12 protein-coding genes are annotated in these 14,259 nt (G+C 73.3%); 9 read left to right on the top strand and 3 right to left on the bottom strand.

What is annotated here, in order from left to right; all coding sequences use genetic code 11:
- Positions 1-6: 6 nt before the first annotated feature.
- Both AB0C03_RS05280 and AB0C03_RS05275 read right to left on the bottom strand, forming a co-directional pair.
- Positions 7-2,538 carry an ABC transporter permease gene (locus AB0C03_RS05280; RefSeq protein WP_357634565.1) on the bottom strand — a complete coding sequence of 844 codons (2,532 nt, stop codon included), beginning with the start codon at positions 2,536-2,538 and terminating at the stop codon, positions 7-9.
- Positions 2,535-3,293 (bottom strand): ABC transporter ATP-binding protein, encoded by a 759-nt coding sequence (locus AB0C03_RS05275; RefSeq protein ID WP_030338156.1) that lies wholly within the window; start codon positions 3,291-3,293, stop codon positions 2,535-2,537. The genes AB0C03_RS05280 and AB0C03_RS05275 overlap by 4 nt, the downstream gene beginning before the upstream one ends.
- 146 nt (positions 3,294-3,439) lie before the next feature.
- On the opposite strand from AB0C03_RS05275, the gene AB0C03_RS05270 reads away from it, so the two are divergent.
- The 9 genes from AB0C03_RS05270 (at position 3,440) to AB0C03_RS05230 (ending at position 13,650) form a co-directional block, all read left to right on the top strand.
- Positions 3,440-4,642 carry a sensor histidine kinase gene (locus AB0C03_RS05270; RefSeq protein ID WP_030338154.1) on the top strand — a complete coding sequence of 401 codons (1,203 nt, stop codon included), beginning with the start codon at positions 3,440-3,442 and terminating at the stop codon, positions 4,640-4,642.
- Entirely contained in the window at positions 4,639-5,277 is a 639-nt protein-coding gene (locus AB0C03_RS05265; protein WP_030338152.1) for a response regulator, read from the top strand. Before AB0C03_RS05270 ends, AB0C03_RS05265 begins: the two co-directional genes overlap by 4 nt.
- 88 nt (positions 5,278-5,365) lie before the next feature.
- Complete coding sequence (locus AB0C03_RS05260) at positions 5,366-6,388, top strand: fibronectin type III domain-containing protein (protein ID WP_167337360.1); 1,023 nt, start codon at positions 5,366-5,368, stop codon at positions 6,386-6,388.
- 53 nt (positions 6,389-6,441) lie between these two features.
- The gene (sthA, locus tag AB0C03_RS05255; RefSeq protein WP_030338148.1) at positions 6,442-7,845 is read left to right on the top strand and encodes a Si-specific NAD(P)(+) transhydrogenase; all 1,404 of its coding nucleotides are present in this window, start codon (positions 6,442-6,444) and stop codon (positions 7,843-7,845) included.
- Positions 7,846-7,925: 80 nt separating this feature from the next.
- Positions 7,926-10,673, top strand: coding sequence for an AAA family ATPase (locus AB0C03_RS05250; protein WP_357634559.1), 2,748 nt, complete (start codon positions 7,926-7,928; stop codon positions 10,671-10,673).
- Positions 10,674-10,719: 46 nt separating this feature from the next.
- Complete coding sequence (locus AB0C03_RS05245) at positions 10,720-11,004, top strand: hypothetical protein (RefSeq protein WP_030338145.1); 285 nt, start codon at positions 10,720-10,722, stop codon at positions 11,002-11,004.
- Positions 11,001-11,534: a hypothetical protein gene (locus tag AB0C03_RS05240; protein WP_357634556.1), complete on the top strand. Its 534-nt coding sequence runs from the start codon at positions 11,001-11,003 to the stop codon at positions 11,532-11,534. The genes AB0C03_RS05245 and AB0C03_RS05240 overlap by 4 nt, the downstream gene beginning before the upstream one ends.
- Positions 11,535-11,581: 47 nt before the next feature.
- The gene (locus AB0C03_RS05235) at positions 11,582-12,163 is read left to right on the top strand and encodes a DUF3558 family protein (RefSeq protein ID WP_210864346.1); all 582 of its coding nucleotides are present in this window, start codon (positions 11,582-11,584) and stop codon (positions 12,161-12,163) included.
- Positions 12,160-13,650, top strand: coding sequence for a hypothetical protein (locus AB0C03_RS05230; RefSeq protein WP_357634553.1), 1,491 nt, complete (start codon positions 12,160-12,162; stop codon positions 13,648-13,650). The genes AB0C03_RS05235 and AB0C03_RS05230 overlap by 4 nt, the downstream gene beginning before the upstream one ends.
- Before the next feature lie 165 nt (positions 13,651-13,815).
- On the opposite strand, the gene AB0C03_RS05225 is transcribed toward AB0C03_RS05230, so the two are convergent.
- Positions 13,816-14,259 (bottom strand): cellulose binding domain-containing protein (locus AB0C03_RS05225; protein WP_357634550.1); only part of this gene is annotated, 444 nt, incomplete at its 5' end.

The raw sequence follows: 14,259 nt of genomic DNA, 5'->3' as shown, positions 1-14,259 counted from the left end.
CGGTGCTCAGCCGTCAGTCCCCAGCGCCACCACCGGGCTGACCCGCGACGCCCGACGGGCCGGCAGCACCCCGGCCAGCGCGGTCAGCCCGACCAGCACCACGAACAGCCCGGCCAGCGGCAGCAGCGGCGCGGTCAGCGGTGCCGCGATCCCGAGGGCCTGCACCGCCAACCAGGCGTACGGGACGCCCAGCACCAGGCCGATGCTCGCGCCGATCAACCCGTACAGGCCGGACTCGACAGTCAACATGGTGCGCAGACCCGTCCGGGACAGCCCGATCGCCCGGAGCAGCCCGGACTCGCGTACCCGCTCGACCACCGACAGCGCGGTCGTGGAGCCCACCCCGACGACCGCGATCAGCACGGTCAGACTGACCAGACCGACCGCGATCCAGACCAGGGTGCGGACCAACGCGTCGTTGCGGTCCCGTTCGTCGGCGAGCACCGTGAGGCCCACCCCGTCGCTGCCCGCGATCGCCTGCCGCAGCGCCCGCACACCGGCGGTGCGACCGTCCTCGCCGGCACCGGCCGCGTCCGCCAACAGACCGGTGTACGCCGACGCCACGCCGAGCCGGTCCAGGTCGGCCGGGTCGGCGAGGATGCCCGCGTGCAGCGGCCCGTCACCGGGCAGCACCGCGACCACCCGGACGTCGACCCGGCGGGTGGCGACGGCGAGCGTCGCGGTGTCGCCGGCCCGCAGGCCCGCGTCCCGCGCGACCCAGCTGTTGAGCACGATCCGGCCGGGGCCGCGATCGTCCAGGCTGCCCTGGGCCACGTCCAGGTCACCGGTGCTCGGCAACACCGCCACGTCCAGGTCGCTCATCGGGTAGCCGGACTCGACGGCGCCGAGCCTGTCGGCACCGCGCAGCAGCGTGGCGTCGTCAACCTTCCGGTACGGCACCACCCGGGCCAGCGCGCCGTGCGCCGCCTCGGCCCGACTCACCACAGCCGGCGGCAGCGTCGCACCGTTGCCGGTGACCTCGAAGTCGGTGGGGGCCGCGAGCGCCATCTCGCGGTCGGCGAGGACCTGCAACGACGTGCCGCCGATGACCACCCCGGAGATCAGCGTCGTGCCCAGCGCGACCACGACGGAGACCGCGGCCGCCCGGCGCGGCGCCCCGCCGATGCCACCGACCGACATCCGTCCGAGCGGCCCGAGCTGGCGCAGCGGCCAACCGACCACTGCCAGCACCGGGCGTACCAGCAGCGGACCGAGAGCGACCAGCGCGAAGAACGCCAGCGCGCCGGACCCGACCAGCAGAAGCAGCGGCATCGCGGGGTCGTAGCTCGACTGGTCCGGCTTCGGCAACTGACTGATCGTCGCGACCGCCGCCAGTACCGCACCGATGGCCAGGATCAGCCCGCCGACCAGACGCAGGACCCCGATGCCGCGCCGGCCGGCGGTGGTGCTCGCCGTCCGCAGTGCCTCCAGCGGGGAGACCCGGGCGGCCGAGAGCGCCGGTGCCAGCACGGCCAGCACGGTGAGCACGACAGCACCGATCACCACCAGGACCGCCGTCGCCAGTGGCAGGCCCGGCGCGGAGACCGCGCGGCCGGTGGCGCGCAGCACCGCCGGCAGCGCGTACCCGAGGGCGAGGGCACTGACGACCCCGACGACGCCGGCGACCAGCCCGGTCAGGGCTCCCTCGGCGGTCAGGGCCCGCACCAGGGTGCCCCGACTCGCGCCGACCGCCCGCAGCAGCGCGAGCTGCCGCATCCGCTGGGCGAAGACGATGCGGAAGGTCGAGGTGACCACCAGCGCCGCGGCGACGACGGCGATGGAGACGAACATGCCGACCAGGATGAAGAGTCGCCCGACCTCCTCGGCCGCCGCGTTGGCCTCGGCCTCGCGCACCTCGGCGCCGGAGCGGATCGGCTGGCCGGCGACCGCCGCGCTCACCCGTTGGCGGACGACCTCCGTCGAGGCGTCGGCGGAAACTCGCAGGTCGACGCGCTCCACGCCGGTGAGGCGCGCCCAGGCGATCACCGCGCTGTCCGGGGCGTACGCGTCGTAGCCGGCGTCGGCGGCGGTCTCCACCACGCCGGTCACGGTGAGTGCGGCGGGGGCGGTGAGCTCACCGCCGGTACCGCTGGTGGTGGTGCCGACCGAGAGCCCGAGCCGCTCGGCGGTGCGCGGCGTGACCGCGATCTCGCCGGGCTGGTCCGGGTAGCTGCCCTCGATCAGCCGGACCGTGCTCAGCGGGCCGGTGCCCGGATCGGCCTGGAGGTTGAGGTAACCCTCGCCGACGGAGATCCCGGCCGACGCCCGGGCCACCGCCTCGGCCACCCCGGGCACGGCCCGGATCTGCCGCACGTCCGCCACGGTGGGTGGCGGCTCGCCGGGGCTGCCGATCACGAGGTCGGTGACGGCCGGGGTGCCGCTGAGGTTGTCCCGCACGGTCCGCTCGGTGATCTGCTGCACCAGCACGGTGCCGAAGACGACGAACGACGCGACCAGGATCGCCAGGCCGGTCAGGATCAGCCGGCCGGGCCGCCGGGCCGCGGCGGCCGTCTGGGTACGCAACACCGTCGCCCTCATGCCCGGGCCGCCAGCTCACGCAGGGCGTCGGTGACCGACACCTGGTCCGGCTTGTCGATCTCGCCGGCCAGCCGCCCGTCGGCGAGCAGCACCACCCGGTCGGCGTACGCGGCGGCGATCGGGTCGTGGGTGACCATGACGACGGTCTGGCCGAGGTCGCGTACCGAGTCGCGCAGGATGGTGAGCACCTCCGCGCCGGAGCGGGAGTCGAGGTTGCCGGTCGGCTCGTCGGCGAAGACGACCTCGGGCCGGGCCACCAGCGCCCGGGCCAGCGCGACCCGCTGCTGCTGGCCACCGGACAGCTCGCTGGGCCGGTGGTTCAGGCGGTCGCCGAGGCCCAGCACCCGCACCAGGTGCGCGAGGAGGTCGGCGTCGGGCCGCCGACCGGCGAGGTCCAGCGGCAGGGTGATGTTCTGCGCGGCGGTGAGCTGCGGCAGCAGGTTGAAGGACTGGAAGACGAAGCCGATCCGCTCCCGGCGTACCCGGGTCAGGGTCCGGTCCGACCGGCCGGTCAGCTCCGTACCGCCGAGCAGGACGCGTCCGGAGGTGGCCGTGTCGAGTCCGGCGAGGCAGTGCATCAGCGTCGACTTGCCGGACCCGGACGAGCCCATGATCGCGGTGAACTCGGCCCGGCCGAAGCCGACCGAGACCCCGTCCAGGGCACGGACGGCGGTCTCGCCGCTGCCGTACACCTTCACCAGGTCGACCGCGGCGACCGCGGCGTGGCTGGTCTGCGGCGGGGCGTGGGTTGTCATCGTTCCTCCAGTGGCTGCGTGGTGACCGGGGAAGCGTCGCCGCCGCGGTGGGGTTGGCGCATCGGCCCGGGGCCGGGTATAGCCGTCACCGGGTCTGCCTTTTGGCCGATCCGGCAGCTCCGCCCGGCTGGCTACGCTGGGTCACCATGAGCGCTCCGGATCTTCGCCGTCTGTGGGTACGCCTGGCCCAGGCGGCCGGGCTGGTGGCCTTTGGCCTCCTCGCTCTGTTCGACTTCACGGCCAGCACGGCGGACGACCGCGGGATGTCGGCTCTTCTGCTCCTGCTGGTGCCGGTGGGGTTGGCGGTGGCGACGGTGCCGCTCTGGCTGCCGGTGCACCAACCGGGTTCGCGCCGGCTGCCGGTGGCCGCGCTGGCCCTCGCCGCCGCCTCACTGGCGGTGACCGCGGGGGTGGTGCTCCTCTCCGCAGGCGGCGGCATCCTGATCGCCCGCACCTGGGGGCTCGCCGAGTCGGCCGGGCTGATCGGCGTGGTCTTCGTGGTGAGCCGCTGGGGTGCGCCCCGGCTCGCCCCGTGGGCGGCGGTGGCCGCCGGGCTCGCCGTGGCCGCGATGCCGCTGCGCGTCGGCACCGACAACCTGCTGGTGATCTTCGGACTGCTCCAGGCGCTCGCGGCGGCCGGCGCCGCCGGGGTGGGGCTCTACCTGCGGGTGATCGCCGCCGGCCGGGCGCGGGCGATCGCGCTGGTCCGGGCGGAGCAGCGCGCGGAGTTCGCCCGTGACCTGCACGACTTCATCGCCCACCACGTGACCGGGATCGTGGTGCAGGCGCAGGGCGCCCGGTTCGTCGCCGAACAGGACCCGCAGCGGGTGATCGTCGCCCTGGAGCAGATCGAGCGGGCCGGCGCGGAGACGATGGCCTCGATGCGGCGGATGGTCGGGATCCTGCGCAACCCGGACGCCCCACCGGACGCGCCGCTGGCCCCGCTGGCCGGGGTGACCGAGTTGGAGCCGCTGCTGACCGGGTTCAACGGCGCGGCGAACGCGCCGGCCAGGCTGCACGTGGACGGCGACCTGACGGGACTGCCGGTGGAGGTCTCGACGTCGGCGTACCGGGTGGTGATGGAAGGGCTGACCAACACCCGTCAGCACGCGCCGGACGCCCGATCCGTGGATGTGGTCGTGCGGCGTACCCCGGACTGGTTGCTGGTCCGGGTCGCCGACGACGGTGCCTCGCCGCGCACCGCGCCGGCCCGGGGGCACGGTTTCGGTCTGATCGGCCTCACCGAGCGGGTCCGTGCGCTCGGCGGCACGATCACCGCCGGGCCCGGCGTCGTCGGTGGTTGGGTGCTCGACGCCGCGTTCCCGCTGCCCGCGGCGGTGGCCCGGTGATCCGGGTGTTGATCGCCGATGACCAGGCGATGGTCCGGACCGGCTTCGGCATGATCATCGGCGCCCAGTCGGACATGGAGGTGGTCGGCGAGGCCGCCGACGGGGTGCAGGCCGTCGAACTGGCCCGACGACTGCGCCCGGACGTGGTGCTGCTGGACATCCGGATGCCCCGCCTCGACGGTCTCGAGGCGCTGCGGCTGCTCGCCGGAGCGGGTGTCACCGACCCGGTCCGGGTGGTCGTGGTGACGACCTTCGACCTCGACGAGTACGTGCACACCGCGCTCGCCAACGGCGCCTGCGGCTTCCTGCTCAAGGACTCGGGCCCGGCCCTGCTGGTCGAGGCGGTCCGCGCGGCGGTGTCCGGCGACGCGCTGATCAGCCCCTCGATCACGGTACGACTGTTGGAGCACCTCAGCTCACCGGCCCCGGCGCGCGACGACGGCGGGCTGTCGCCACGGGAACTCGACGTCGTGAAGCTCGTCGCCCGCGGCCTGACCAACGCCGAGATCGCCACCCAGCTCTTCATCGCCGTGGGCACTGTCAAGACCCATCTGGCGAGCGTGCAGATGAAGCTCAAGGCCCGCAACCGGGTCGAGATCGCCGCCTGGGCCTGGGAACGCCGCCTCGTCGGCTGACGGGGCAACGGTGCGACCAGCAGTGGCCTAACATCGTCGGCAGTCGATGACTGGTCCGCTGCGGTCACCCGGAAGCGAGGCAAGCATCATGCGCGATCATCAGGTGCGCGGCGTCCGATCCAGGGCCGCCGCGCTGGCCGCCTGCGTGCTCACGACGACAGTGCTGGCGGCGGGCGCGACCCCGGCGTACGCCGCCGCGGACACCGAACGACCCACCGCCCCCGGCCCGATCACCGTCGTCGCCGTCGACACCACCTGGATCGAGCTGACCTGGGCGCCCGCGACCGACAACGTCGGCGTGGTCAGCTACCCGGTCGGCGTCCGGTTCGAGGATTCCGGCGCCCAGTACTCGACCGACACCACCAGCATCCGGATCACCGGCCTGCGGCCGTCGCGCACGTACGTCTTCTCCGTCGCGGCGGTGGACGCGGCCGGCAACCGGTCGCTGTCCGACCCGACAGTGCGGGTGACCATGCCACCGGGAGACGACCAACCGCCCGGCGCACCCGGCCAACCGGTCGCCTACGACGTCGCCGCCACGCTGGTCTGGCTGCGCTGGGCGCACTCGGTCGAGAACGTCGCCCTCGACCGGTACGAGGTGTTCCGGGTCGACGCCGGCGGCGTCCTCACCCGGGTCAGCGAGGTGTACCAGTACCCGCCCGGGCGCAACAGCACCCAGATCAGCGGGCTGACGCCGAGCACAACGTACACCTTCGTGGTGCAGGCCCGCGACGAGGCCGGCCACCTGTCACCGATGTCCGCACCGGTCACCGTGACCACGCTGCCGCCACCGCCGAGCTGCACGGTCCGCTCGAGGGTGGGGCAGTGGCCCGACGGTCTGGTGGCACGCCTTCTGGTCACCAACACCGGCGCGACGGCGATCGACGGTTGGACGATGCGGTGGCGGTTCTACGCCGCCCAGCAGCTGCGCAGCCTGTGGGGCGCGGAGGTCGTCGACCGCGACAGCAGCTACCTGCGGGTGCGCAACGTCCGCCACAACGCGCTGATCCCACCCGGCGGCACGGTGTCGCTGGGGTTCGTCGCCACCGGATCACAGCCACCGGAGGAGGTCACGCTCAACGGCGGCATGTGCACGGTGGCGGCTGAGTAACACTCGGGTACGAAGTCTGGCGCGCGTCAGGACATCTTGCGACGCTAACGCCTGTGTATGACTACGACCTGTTGGTGCTGGGTTCCGGACCCAGCGGTCAGAAGGCCGCGATCGCCGCCGCCAAGCTCGGCCGGCGGGTCGGCATCGTGGACCGCCGCGACATGATCGGTGGGGTGTGCATCAACACCGGCACCGTCCCCTCCAAGACCCTGCGCGAGGCCGTGCTCTACCTGACCGGCCTGAGCCAGCGGGACCTGTACGGCAGCAGCTACCGGGTCAAGGAGGAGATCACGGTCAGCGACCTGGCCGCCCGGACCCAGCACGTCATCACCCGGCAGACCGACGTCATCCGCAACCAGCTGGCCCGCAACCGGGTCGCGATGATCACCGGCACCGGACGGTTCGCCGACGCGCACTCGATCTGGGTCGACGGTGGCTCCGGCCGCGAGTCCAAGGTGACCTTCGACAAGATCGTCATCGCCGCTGGCACCCGCCCGGCCCGCCCGGACAGCGTCGACTTCGACGACCGGACCATCGTGGACTCCGACGGCGTCATCAATCTCCAGGCCGTACCCCGCAGCATGGTCGTGGTCGGCGCGGGCGTGATCGGCATGGAGTACGCCTCGATGTTCGCCGCGCTCGGCACGAAGGTGACGGTGGTGGAGCGCCGCGACCGGATGCTGGAGTTCTGCGACGACGAGATCGTCGAGTCACTCAAGTACCACCTGCGCGACCTGTCCGTGGCGTTCCGCTTCGGCGAGGAGGTGGCCGCCGTGGAGAAACACCAGACGGCGGCGCTGTGCGTCCTCAAGAGCGGCAAGAAGATCGTCGCCGACACGGTGATGTACTCGGCCGGCCGGCAGGGCCAGACCGACGACCTGGCGCTGGAGGCGGCCGGGCTGGCGGCCGACCGACGCGGCCGGATCGCCGTCGACGGCAACTACCGCACCTCGGTGGAGCACATCTACGCGGTCGGCGACGTGATCGGCTTCCCCGCGCTCGCGTCCACCTCGATGGAGCAGGGCCGGCTGGCCGCGCAACACGCCTGCGGCGAGCCGATCCGGGAGATGCACGGCCTGCAACCGATCGGCATCTACACGATCCCGGAGATCAGCTTCGTCGGGCAGACCGAGGCGCAGCTCACCGAGAGTTCCACCCCGTTCGAGGTGGGCGTCGCCCGCTACCGCGAGTTGGCCCGGGGTCAGATCGTGGGCGACTCGTACGGCATGTTGAAGCTGCTCGTCTCCCCCGACGACGGCCGACTGCTCGGGGTGCACGTGTTCGGCACCGCCGCCACCGAGATCGTCCACATCGGTCAGGCCGTGATGGGCTGCGGCGGCACCATCGACTACCTGATCGACGCGGTGTTCAACTACCCGACGCTGGCCGAGGCGTACAAGGTGGCCGCCCTGGACGCGTCCAACAAGATCCGCAACATCACCCGCATCGACGGCTGACTCCTCGGGGCGGCCGGGCCATCCCCGATCACCCGTTGGCGGGATGCCCCGGCGACCGTCGCCGATGCCAGAATTTCCCCATGCGACGCGCCATCGTCGGGCGGGACGAGGTGTTCGACCGGGCCTGGCAGCAGCTGGGCCGATCCGGGCCGGTGCTGGTGGAGGGGCCGGCCGGCATCGGCAAATCCGAACTCTGGCGGGCACTGGTCGCGCACGCCACCCAGGCGGGGTGGCTGGTCCTCAGCTGCGCGCCCACCGAGGCCGAGGCGGAGCTTCCCTACGCCGCCCTGGCCGACCTGTTGCGTCCGCTCGCCGACCAGGTCGCCGCGCTGCCCGGCCCGCAGCGGGCCGCGGCTGAGGTCGTGCTCCTCTCCGGCACCGTCCGGGAGGCCGTCGACACCCGGGTGGTCGGGGCGGCGACCCGGTCCCTGCTGGAAGCCGCCACGACCGACCCCCACTTGAGGACGCTGGTGGCAGTGGACGACGCGCCGTGGCTGGACCGGCCGAGCGAGCGCGCGTTGCGGTACGCGCTACGCCGGGTGGCGGGCCTGAGCGTGCTGGTGAGTCGCCGACGCGGCCAAGGCGACAGCGAGGACGTGCCGCTCGGGCTCGACGACGGCCGCCACGGCAACCGGCTCGACCGGGTGGAGCTGCCGCCACTCGACGTCGGCGCGCTGCACCACGTCGTGCGCGACCAGCTCGGCGTCACGCTCACCCGACCGATGCTGGTCCGGGTGGCCCGGGAGGCCGGGGGCAATCCGCTGCTGACCATCGAGGTGGTCCGCGCCATGCAGCGGCTGCCACGCCACCCCTCGCCCGGCGACGATCTGCCGGTGGCCGCGTCCATGCACCACCTGCTCGCCGACGTCGTCGCCGGGCTGCCCCCGCCCAGCCGCGACGCGCTCCGACTGGCCGCCCTGCTGACCGTGCCCACGCTCGTCGACCTGTCCGCGGCCGGGGTGCCCGCCGCCGCGCTGGACGCCCCCGAGGAGGCCGGGCTGATCGTGGTGACACCGACGGGCGTGCGGTTCACCCACCCGGTGCACGCCGCCGCCGTGCGGGCCGGCATCCCGCCCGGAGTCCGCCGCCGCCTGCACCGCAAACTGGCCGATCTGGTGGCCGACCCGGACGAGCGGGCCCGGCACCTGGCGCTGTGCACGACAGCACCCGACCCGGTGGTCGCGGAGACCCTCGCCGCCGCGGCCGAACGCTGGCACAGCCGGGGGGCGCCCGACCTCGCCGCCGATCTGCACGAGCGCGCCAGCCAGCTCACCCCGGTCGAGGACCGGGCACTGCTGGGCCGGCGGCGGCTGGCGGCGGCGCGCTGCCGGCTGGACAGCGGTGACCTCCCGGCGGCCCGGCAGGCGGCCGAGGCGGTCGCCGCCGATTTCACCGGCGACCTACGGGCCGAGTCGTTGCTGCTGCGCGCCGTCGTCGCCTGGTCCAGCGGCGAGGCCGGCCAGGCGGCGGTGGAGATCGGCACCCGGGCCCTGACGGCGGCCCGACCGGGCTCCGCAGTGGCCGGCCGCGTCCACGCCCACCTGGCCGTCTTCGACGACCACACCGAGGCCGCGCGGGCGCACGCCGAGGCCGCCGCCGCGCTGTTGGACGGTCGCGACGGCGAGCACGACCTGCTCGCGGCCGCCCTGCTCCTGCTCTTCTTCCAGGAGGTACGCCTCGGCCGGGCGCCGCGTACCGACCTGCTGGAGCGGGCACTGTGCCTGGAGGGCGACGAGCCCGCGTGGCTGGCGAGCACGGTGCCCGCGATCTGGTGGAAGTCGATCGACGACGCGCAGCGGGCCCGCGATCGGCTGCACCGGATGCTCGCTCGGGCGGAGGCCCGCGGCGACGAGCCCCTACAGCACGAGTTGCTCTCGCACCTGGGTGAGGCCGAGTTGCTGGCCGGCCGGTGGGACACTGCCGAGCGGCACATCGCCGCCGCCCGGGACCTCGGCGACCAGCTCGGCAGCGGCCTGGTCGCGGAGACCTGGCTGGCCGCCCTGCTCGACGCCCACCGGGGTCGGCTGGCCGAGGCGACCCGGGTGGCCAAGTCCGGCCTGCGGCTCGCCGAGGAGCTGGACGACGACTGGTGCCGACGCATCCACCAGCAGTTGGCCGGGTTCGTGGCCCTGTCGGCCGGCCGGATGGCGGAGGCCGCCGCCGCCTACACGACCCTGGCCGCGACGATCGATGCCAGGGGTCTGGTGGAGCCTTTGGCGATGCGCTTCGAGCCGGACTGGATCGAGGCGTGCGTCGGGGCCGGCGACCTCGACCGGGCCGCCGCCGCGCTGCAACGTCTGAATGACCGGCATCGCCGCCTGCCCCGGCCCTGGACGATCCTGGGCACCGCGCGGGCCCGCGTGCTGTTGGACAGCGCCACCGGCCGGGACCCGGGGCCGGCGCTCGACGCGTTGACGGCGGCGCGGGACGCCGTACCGCCGGATGTGCTGCCGCTGGATCGCGCACGCTGCCTGTTCGTGGCGGGGATGGCGCACCGGCGTTCCCGCCGCAAGTTGCCGGCCCGGCAGGCGCTGGAGGCGGCGGTGGCGGAGTTCACCGCGATCGGCGCTGCCGCGTTCGCCGAGCGCGCCCGGGCCGAGCTGGCTCGCGTCGGCGGCCGGGCACCGACACCCCGGCATCTCACCCCCACCGAGGATCGGGTGGCGCGGCTGGCGGCGCGCGGCCGGACCAACCGGGCCATCGCCGACGAACTGTTCGTCAGCCCGAAGACCGTCGAGGCCAACCTCGCCCGGGTCTACCGCAAGCTCGGCATCTCCACCCGTGCGGAGCTGGGCGCGGCGATGACCAGGGCAGAAGCGCAAACATAGGGAAACGCCCGATTCCTCGCCGCCGGCCACGTCCTAGCGTCGGGTCATGGCCAACCACCTGTTCGTCCTGGAGCAGTACTACTGCTCCGCCGACGCGGGCGCGGTGGCACCGCTGATCGCCACGGTGGGCTGCCGGCTGGTCGCCACCATCCGGTTGCCCACCGACGATGTCGTCATCGCGCTGGTCGAAGGCCCCGACGCGGAGGCGGTGGCCGCTGCCGCCGCCGTCAGCGCGTGGCGGGTGGACCGGCTGATCCCGGCCTGGTGGATCCATCCGCCGCAGGCCAACCCCACCATTTCGGACGTTCCACGACAGGTGAAGGAAGCATGACTATGCGCCGACTGATCGCACCCCTGTGGTGCTCGCTGCTGCTGATCCCGCTCGTCGCCTGCGGCCCCGACGACACCGGGGGCAGCGACCCCGTCGTCGGCGTCGGGGTCGACGCCGACGCGGACACCGACGCCGGCGGTGACCTGCCCGATGTGCCCCGACCCGCGTGCCCGTTCAGCGCTGCCCAGGTCTCCGACCTCGTCGGTCAGTCGATGCAGGACCAGGGCAACTGCCTGTTCGGCGACGGCAAAGGCGTCGCCTCGCTGACCATCACCACCGCATCGCCGCTCGCCGGCGAAAGCACCTACGCCTACCAGCGTGATCAGGCCACCCAGGTCTACCGGGAGGTGCGGGACGTCGACAAGGGCCGCAAGGCGTACCTGGCCGTCAAGGACATCGCGGGTGAGGCCGTCGTGGTCAGCGACAAGGGCAGCTACACCGTGATCCTGAGCAGTTTCGAGCGGCTGGGCGCCACCTCGGGCGGATACGAGTCGACGTTGCGCTCGGTGCTCGACGCCCTCCCGCTGTGAGCCCGAGGCCGGAACCGGCCGAGTCCGAGACACGGAGAGGAGCCACGATGACCCACCTCGCACCGGTGTGGCGACGCGCCGGAGGAGCCGTGGCCGCGGCGGTCCTGGCGCTCGCCGGGCTCGGCGGCTGCGCCCTGTTCGGCGGCACGGGCGGCGACGGGGACGACCCCGCCGCCGGCGTCCAGCCGACAGTGGCGGCCACCTCCGACGGCGAACCGTCGGTGCCGCCGGAGCAGGTGGCCCCGGCGACCACGGCCGTCGACGCCTGCACGCTGTTGACCAGGCAGGAGGCCGAGAAGCTGGCCGGCACCCGGCTGGCGGAGCCAGCGGAGCCGCCCGCGCCGGATCGGAGCAGCTGCACCTACACCGGACCGTCGACCGGCCCGACCGCGCAGGTCGAGGTATATGTCGGTGACGGCGCGAAGAAGTTCCTGGACATCGATCGCGAACTCGGGCACAAGCTGACCCCGATCAGTGGAGTGGGCGACGAGTCGTACGCCGAGGACGGCACGGTCTTCGTCAGCAAGGACGGGCTGTGGGCCTGCGTCCGGTTGGTTCGCACCGAGGACCCGGCCGTCTATCGCAAGGCCCTGGAATCCGCGGCCGCCACGGTCGCCGGCCGACTGTGACCGTCCGGGGCGGCGACGTGGTGCCCGCCGGGCCGGGGCGTCGTCGTCCGGTGATCGCGTTGCTCACCGCGACAGTGCTCCTGCTCACCGCCTGCGGGCGGGGTGACACCGCACCGAGGCCGCCCGAGCCGCCGACCGCCGACCCGGCGGTGGAGCAGCGGTACGGGGCCGCGCCGACGTCCGACCCCGGGGTGACCTACCAACCCGACGTGGTGTTCGTCGGTGGCGGCGGCGCGTCGGTGCGCGGGCTCTCCGCGGACGCGCTCACCTGGCGCATCGATCCCCGCGCCAGCGGCGCGAACACGCTCGCCCGGGGAAAGGTCATGTTCCTCACCGGGCGGGCGGTCGGGCGGGTGCTCGACCTCCGCCGTGACACCGGCGACCTGGCGGTGACCCTGGGGCCGGTGGACATCACCGACGTGATCCGCGACGGCACCTTCGCCAGTGACGGCCCGGTCGCGTTGGAGAACCCGACCCGGCACGACGCGGGCACGCCCTTCTGGGCGGAGTACGACGCCGACGGTGAGGGTGCCGCGGGCGTGGCCTCGACCGCCCCGGTCGCCCGGCAACGGCCTGACTCGACCTCGGGTGGGCGGCTCGGGGTGGCCCGCGCGGTGCGACCGGGAACCTTCGCCGCTCAGCGGCGGGTGGCCGGGTTCGCCGTCACCCCGATCTGTTGTGCCGGCGGTGTGGGCGCGCGGTTCAGTTACGACGGCGGTGGGATCCGCGTGGCGGGCACCGCGACGTTGCTGATGAAGCGGCCCACCGCCCGGTTCCACCTGGAGATTCGCGGCGCCACGGTCCGCCGGGCGGAGTTGCGGATCGGCGGGATGGCCGGGCTGCGGATCGAGATCGCCGGGGCCACCGACAGCCACCAGAACATCAACAAGCGTATCCCCATCCCCCTGGACTTCAGCGTGCCGGTGGGCGAGATCCTCGGCGTACCGTTCTCGGTCACCGCCAACCAGCTCATCGGCGTGCAGACGGCCTTCAGCGCCAAGGACGGCAACATCAAGGCGGCCGGCGAGTGGTCGCTGGGCGGCTCCATGGGGTTCGGTTACGCCAACGGCGCGTTCGGCGCTACCGAGCCCTGGCGCCTCAGCGTCCGCAACAGCATCACGGACTCGATCAGCGGCCCGTCGGTCGGCGTGAACGGGATCATCGTGCACTACCAGGCCGCGTTCCGGGCTGGTCTGGGTGCGCTCGGCTTCACCGCCGGCTTGTACGCGACAGTCACCGCCTCGGTGGGGCTGACCGTCGGCTCCGCGCTGGGGGCACCGCTCGTGCTGTGCCGCAGCACCCAGCTCGGCCTGTACCTGGACTACGGCGTCGGTTACACGATTCCCGCTGGTCTGACGAGGGCGATCAACGCATTCCTCGATCTGGTGAACGCCGGGCCGATCGCGGCGAAGGCGGGCATCGGCAGAGTCGACAACGTCTTCACCAAACTGGACATCCAACCGCCCAAGAAGATCTGCACCTCCTAACGTCCCCAATCGGGCTCACCCCCACCTCGACTCGGTGATCAAGAGATTTCGGTCAGCGTCCACGGCGTGTCGTGACGCAAACCTCTTGATCACCCGCTCGGGGGTGGGGGGTGGGGTGGTCCGGCCGGTGCGGAGGTCCTGCCTCCGCACCGGCCGGACCAGGGTTCAGCGGGCTGAGCAGGTGGGGCTGAGAGTGCCGGCGGTGCCGTTGGCCTGGAAGCCGTACTCGGTGGACTGTCCGGCGCCGACCTGGCCGTTGTACGACACGTTCGTCCAGGTTGTCGTGCCGCTGTTACCGCTGCGGTCGGCGCTCCACGCGTTGGTGACCGTCGCGCCCGACGGCAGCGCGATCGTCACCGTCCAGCCGTTGAGGGCCGACGATCCGGCCGTCACCCGAACGTTCGCCACGAAGCCACCCGTCCACTGGTTCACCGTCACCGTGGCCGTGCAGCCACCCGTCCCCGGCGGCGGGGTCGTGGGCGGATCGGTCGGCGGGTCGGTCGGCGGGTCGGTGGGCGGGTCGGTCGGCGTGGTGCCGTTGTTCAACGCCGCGAGGACCGCGTCGTACGCCGGCTTCTTCGAGCCGTTGCTGTTGAACAGCAACGGGGT

Source organism: Micromonospora parva (assembly GCF_040649675.1).
GTDB classification, from domain to species: Bacteria; Actinomycetota; Actinomycetes; order Mycobacteriales; family Micromonosporaceae; genus Micromonospora; species Micromonospora parva.
This window is presented reverse-complemented; position numbering and strand designations above follow the sequence as displayed.